This window comes from Kytococcus sp. HMSC28H12 (assembly GCF_001816045.1).
Lineage (GTDB): Bacteria > Actinomycetota > Actinomycetes > Actinomycetales > Dermatophilaceae > Kytococcus > Kytococcus schroeteri.
Map to the genome: position 1 here is coordinate 1 of NZ_KV824538.1, position 5,246 is coordinate 5,246.

General features: G+C 71.9%; 7 protein-coding genes. 5 read left to right on the forward strand and 2 right to left on the reverse strand.

Going from position 1 to position 5,246, the window contains the following annotated elements; all coding sequences use genetic code 11:
• The 5 genes from HMPREF3099_RS07900 to HMPREF3099_RS07925 form a co-directional block, all read left to right on the forward strand.
• Positions 1-253 (forward strand): TetR family transcriptional regulator C-terminal domain-containing protein (locus HMPREF3099_RS07900; RefSeq protein ID WP_202816726.1); only part of this gene is annotated, 253 nt, incomplete at its 5' end.
• 16 nt (positions 254-269) lie between these two features.
• Positions 270-1,091: a PIG-L deacetylase family protein gene (locus HMPREF3099_RS07905; protein WP_070705477.1), complete on the forward strand. Its 822-nt coding sequence runs from the start codon at positions 270-272 to the stop codon at positions 1,089-1,091.
• A 514-nt stretch (positions 1,092-1,605) separates the two neighbouring features.
• A complete protein-coding gene (locus tag HMPREF3099_RS12430) occupies positions 1,606-2,145 on the forward strand; it encodes a hypothetical protein (RefSeq protein WP_070705473.1) in 540 nt (179 codons plus the stop codon).
• Between the two features lie 350 nt (positions 2,146-2,495).
• Complete coding sequence (locus HMPREF3099_RS12435) at positions 2,496-2,702, forward strand: hypothetical protein (RefSeq protein ID WP_141494748.1); 207 nt, start codon at positions 2,496-2,498, stop codon at positions 2,700-2,702.
• 40 nt (positions 2,703-2,742) lie between these two features.
• Positions 2,743-4,317, forward strand: coding sequence for a DUF7059 domain-containing protein (locus HMPREF3099_RS07925; protein WP_083323622.1), 1,575 nt, complete (start codon positions 2,743-2,745; stop codon positions 4,315-4,317).
• A gap of 47 nt (positions 4,318-4,364) precedes the next feature.
• On the opposite strand, the gene HMPREF3099_RS07930 is transcribed toward HMPREF3099_RS07925, so the two are convergent.
• Both HMPREF3099_RS07930 and HMPREF3099_RS07935 read right to left on the reverse strand, forming a co-directional pair.
• A complete protein-coding gene (locus tag HMPREF3099_RS07930; protein ID WP_070705475.1) occupies positions 4,365-4,850 on the reverse strand; it encodes a hypothetical protein in 486 nt (161 codons plus the stop codon).
• 85 nt (positions 4,851-4,935) lie between these two features.
• Positions 4,936-5,246, reverse strand: a 311-nt coding sequence (locus tag HMPREF3099_RS07935) for a matrixin family metalloprotease (protein ID WP_141762072.1), incomplete at its 5' end; no start/stop codon positions are given.

A 5,246-nucleotide genomic window follows, 5' to 3' on the forward strand; every position in this document is an offset into this window, starting at 1 on the left:
GGCCACCGACGCCTGGCGCGGCGAGCGGTGGATGGTGCGCCTGGCCCTGGCCGACGTGCTCGACCTGCCCGCCCCGCCCGACCCTGACACCGCCCTGCCCGCCACCGCCGAGGTGGAGGTGCCGGGCGTGCACGCGGTGGTCGACGGCCTCACGATTGCCGGCTTTCTGGTGCCGGGCGAGGTGGACGCCGCCGTGCAGCGCGACGTGCTGGCCCGCGCGCTGGAGGGAGTCGCCGCGCGGGCCGGTGCGTGAGGTGTCCCGTGGGACCATGGGGCGTGTGACCGCATCGAGCCAGAGCGCCCCGCTGACCGTCGTCTTCCTCCACGCCCACCCCGACGACGAGGCCTCCCAGACCTCCGGCACCATGCGCCTCCTGGCCGATGCCGGGCACCGCGTGGTGGTGGTCTACGGCACCAACGGCGACCACGGGGTGGCCCCCGGCGACCTGGCCCCCGGCGAGACCGTGGTGGACCGGCGCCGCGCCGAGGCCGAGGCGTCCGCGGAGGTGACCGGTGCGCAGGCCGTGCACTGGCTGGGCTACACCGACTCGGGCATGACCGGGTGGGAGCAGAACGCGCACGAGACCTCCTTCCACAGCGCCGCCCCGGCCGTAGCGGCCCTGAAGCTGGCCGCGGTGCTCGACGCGGAGGACGCCGACGTGCTGGTGACCTACGACTGGCACGGCGGCTACGGCCACCCCGACCACGTGAAGGCCCACCGGGTGGCGCACCTGGCGGCCGACGCCGCCGAGCGCCGCCCGCGCCTGCTGGAGAGCACCATGAACCGCGACCGCATGCGGGCCGGTGCCGAGCGCGCCAAGGCGCTGGGGCTGGAGGCGATGGACCCCGACGCCCCGGCGGACGACGGCAACCCGTTCGGCGAGCCGGAGGCGTTCATCCACTGGGAGGTCGACGTGACCGACCAGCTGCCGGTGAAGCGCGCCGCGCTGGAGTGCCACGCCAGCCAGACCAGCGACGTGGGGTTCATGCTGGCGCTGCCCGAGGAGGCGTTCGCGGCGTGGTTCGGCACGGAGTTCTACATCGAGCCCGGGCGGGAGCCGGGCATGGTGGCCGCGCGCTGGTGGGAGTGAGCCGTCCGGCTCAGGGGGGACGGCGACGTCCGGTGCGGTGAGCCCGACGCCGGGCGTCACAGATGTGGGCGTTCGGTGACGAGGAGGTCCGCTGCCGGAGGGAGGCGTTGGGTCCCGCGTGCCCGGATGCGACGCAGGAGCTCCTGCCGGGCAGGGTGCTCGGAGACCCTTCCCGACTCACCCACGAGGTAGTCGTTGAGGGATAGGCCCCGGGTCGTGGCCCTCGCGATGAGGGTCTGTCTCAGCTGCTCGGGGACGCCGTGGAGCCGGATGGCGGGCATGCCAGTCACGGGTTCTCGGTGTGCGGGGCGTCGCTGGGCATGGCACTCATCATGCTCTGGCGCCGGATCCTGTTCCAGCGTGCGCGGTGTCGCATGCCGCCGTTGGTCACAACTCTCCCAAGATGCGCCTGAAGGGGTTGTCGGGTGTGGCAGGAGGGAGCAGGGTCTGTGCACATCCTCTCCCGCGCTTCACGAGGGCGCCGGCCCCGGCCGGGGGGGGGAAGGAAAATGCCATGAGGACCTTCATCGGCGTTACTACTGCCACCGCTGTGCTTGTTGCGGGCTTGGTGCCTGGCACTGCCTCTGCTGCGCACGTGCCCAGCGATGAGAAGCCCACGGGCTGTCCCACGACCTATGAGGTCGACACCTTCAACTTTCGGCCGGTCTGGAAGCCGGGCCCCGGAGAGCGTGTCAAGGGCCTGCCGGGGCAGACGATCACCATCACCGTGCACAAGGGAGATGCCGTCACCACGGGCCACAGCACATCGTCCGGCTCGAGCGCCGGTATCAACGCCCAGGTGCTGGCCTACGAGGCCAACCGGTCCCATGGGAGCGACATCGCTGTCGAGATGGTCAACCAGACCACGTTCTCGGTGTCCGACACCGTGCCCCGTGGCGTGAGGGGCGGCTGGATGCAGTGGGGGTCCTGGGGGCAGAAGTACTCCTGGCGCCGCATGGTCCAGGGCGGGGACTGCACGTGGCGGACCACCGGCTCCGGTACGGCCCACAGCCCGGTGCGTGACGAGGTGGGGGTGAACAGGTCGTGGAAGTGAAGCGGGTCGCGACGGCCGGTCTCGCGGCAAGTGCTCTCCTCGTGGCTGCTGCGTGTACTCAGGGGGATTCCCCGGAGGCTGCGAAGCAGGGTCAGGCACCCACCTCCAGCCAGGTGCCACCTTCGGCCGAGCAGCGTCCCTCGGAGACGGCTGGCGCCCGATCCCCTGGGCGAAGTTCGTCCGAGGGGACCAGCCAGCCGCCCTCCACGACTCCGGGCGAGCAGGTCCGCCCCCGCCAGCTCGAGGCCCTGGTTCGTGAGGATGCGGAGCAGTCCTCGTCCGTGGTGTCGGTCGGACGGTCCTTCTCCGGGGCAGGGCCACGCACGATCCGTCTCGAGAACGGGGACGGGGTGCAGATCGACTGCGTCGGTACGGGACAGATGGTGCTCCGTTCCGGTGGACGGGAGGTCGGGGCGATGCAGTGCGCGGACGAACTGGTCACGGCACCGCGCACGGGGTACGGCATCTCCGGGCAGGAGTTCGAGGGTCGGCCAACGGTGTCGGTGCAGGTCGCCGAGGGAACCGTCTGGGCCCTGGCCGTGACGACGGCGTCCTGAGCGAGGCGGTGGCAGGCGGCCGGGCTGGCACGATGACGCCGTGAGCACCTCGCAGACCGGCCCCGTCTCCAGCCCCACCCGCCAGCCCGTCCCGCCGCCGCGCCTGGTGGCCGACGACGGCACGGACCTGCGCCCGCTGGTGGCCCGGCTCCGCGACGACCTGACCGCGGCCGGCTACACCATCGAGGGAATCCGCGCGTGCCTCGGCGAGGTGGCCAGCGACGCCCTGGAGCGCGAGCAGCCGCTGCCCGCCGACCTCGCCACGCGCGGTCGCCGGGAGCCCGTCGCCCTGCTCACCCGCCTGCTCGGCCTGGGCCTGCCGCTCAGCGCCGACGAGGCCGCCCTCGCCCTGCCCACGCTGGGGCTGGAGGGGGCGCTCGCCCTGGGAGTGCTGTGCACCGAGGGCGATGCGGTGCTGCCCGCCATCGACCTGCGCCCGCACGCCACCGAGCGCCACGCCTGGTGGGTGGCCTCGGACCTGCCCGAGATGCTCGCCGGTGGTGGCCCGCTGCCGACCGACCACGTGCTCGGCATCGGCGGCGCGAGTGGCACCCTGGCCGCGTGGACGCCCCGTCCGCAGGTGGGCCGCGCCCTGGACCTGGGCACCGGCTGCGGCGTGCAGGCCCTGCTGCTGGGCCCCCATGCCGAGCAGGTGGTGGCCACCGACATCTCCGAACGGGCCCTGGCGTTCGCGCGGTTCACCTGCGCGCTCAACGAGGTGGATCTCGACCTGCGCCTCGGGTCGCTCACCGAGCCCGTGGCCGACGAGCAGTTCGACCTGGTGGTGAGCAACCCGCCGTTCGTCATCACCCCGCGTACTGATGGTGTGCCGGTCTACGAATACCGCGACGGCGGCGGCGAGGGCGACGGCATCACCACCGGCCTCATCGGTGACGTGGCTGCCCGCCTGGCGCCCGGCGGCATCGCCACGATGCTGGGCAACTGGGAGGTGCGCGAGGGGCAGGACTGGCGCGAGCGCCTGCGCCCCGTGCTGGAGGCCGCGAGCGTGGATGCCTGGGTGGTGCTGCGCGAGGTGCAGGACCCGGCCCAGTACGCCGAGACCTGGGCGCGCGACGGCGGCCACACGCCGGGTACGACGGAGTACGAGGCGCTGTACACGGCGTGGCTGGACGACTTCGCCGCGCGCGGCACGGCGGAGATCGGGTTCGGCGTCATCGTGCTGCACCGCCCCGAGACGGACCGGGCGCCGTGGATCGACCTCACCGAGGCGCGCGGCACCACCGGCCCGGCGATGGGGGAGGTGGTACTGGCCGGGGTGCGGGCGCGCACCTGGCTGGCCGAGCACACGCGTGACGAGATGCTCGACGCGCGGTGGCTGTACGCCCCGGACGTGACCGCCGAGCACCACTTCGCCCACCCCGGCGACCCGGACCCGCAGGTGGTGCTCATCCGCCAGGGCGGCGGGCTACGGCGGGCGTTCCAGGTCTCCTCCGAGGTGGCCGGTCTGGTGGGCGTGTGCGACGGCGACCTCACGCCGCGGCAGGGGATCGCCGGCATCGCGGTGCTCACCGAGGGCGATGCCGGGCTGCTCACCGAGCAGGTGGCTCCGGTGATCCGCGACATGGTGGCCGACGGGCTGCTCGTCCTCGCCTGAGAGGGCTGTGCCCGACCTGACCGCGTGCCCTTGTGGCGGCGGTGCGGTCACTCCGGGGCGGTGAGTTCCTGGGCCTGTTTCTCGGTGATGTCGAGCTCCGGGATGGGGGCGCCGTCCTGGGTGGCGATGTTCTTCGGGGCGCCGGATCCGACATCCCAGATGCCCTCGTCGAAGGTGATCACGTACTCGTCATCAACCTCCTGCGGGCCCTGGAAGTCTTGCAGCGCCAGAAGGTAGGGCTTGCCCCGCTCCATGAGGCGCGGCATGTTCTCCGGGGCCGGATTGCCGAAGTCCGTTTGGCGCACGTGGATGGTCGTGCCCCGGAGGGTGGGGTCGGAGCTGCGCTGGACCCTCATCTCGGCGCGGACGAAGTCGACACCGTTGACGGACAGGTCCTCGGTGGAGGTCACCGTGGCCTGCACGACGGCGTCCGACTCCGTGAGCAGGTCGGCGAGGCTCTCCGCGGAATCGACCTTGCTGACCGCGACGTTTCCCTCTCCACTGGAGGCGGGTGGGGACGTCTCGGCCGCCATGCCGCCGGACTCCTGTGCGTCGTTGCACCCAGCCAGGGACAGAGCGATGGCGGTGGCAGCAGCGACGGCCGTCCAAGGACGTGTGTCAGTAGAGCGCATTGATACCCCTCCGGTCGTCGGTGGTGAGCTTCACGAGGCCGCAGGCGGAGCGCTTTGCTGTGTTGTCGACCATGATGACGCACCCAGTCTCGTGATCGAGCCCGACGGTGTGGCCGATCTCGTGGGCCGCCAAGGCCTGCTTCTTGGTGTTCGAGTAGGACCGGGTGTGGTCCCGGTTCGTGTAGGCCACCGCAGAGGTGGTGCAGTTGAACCACTTCGCGTACCCGTCCCACGAGGTGGTCCCATAGTTCTTTGTATAGAGATTGACGGCTCTTCGGAGTTGAGCGTGGGTGCTTG

Excerpts from the sequence above, each read along its gene's own strand:
- HMPREF3099_RS07905 (WP_070705477.1), top strand. The coding sequence starts at position 270 with ATGGGGCGTGTGACCGCATCGAGCCAGAGCGCCCCGCTGACCGTCGTC.
- HMPREF3099_RS12430 (WP_070705473.1), top strand. The coding sequence starts at position 1,606 with ATGAGGACCTTCATCGGCGTTACTACTGCCACCGCTGTGCTTGTTGCG.
- HMPREF3099_RS07930 (WP_070705475.1), bottom strand. The coding sequence starts at position 4,850 with ATGGCGGCCGAGACGTCCCCACCCGCCTCCAGTGGAGAGGGAAACGTC.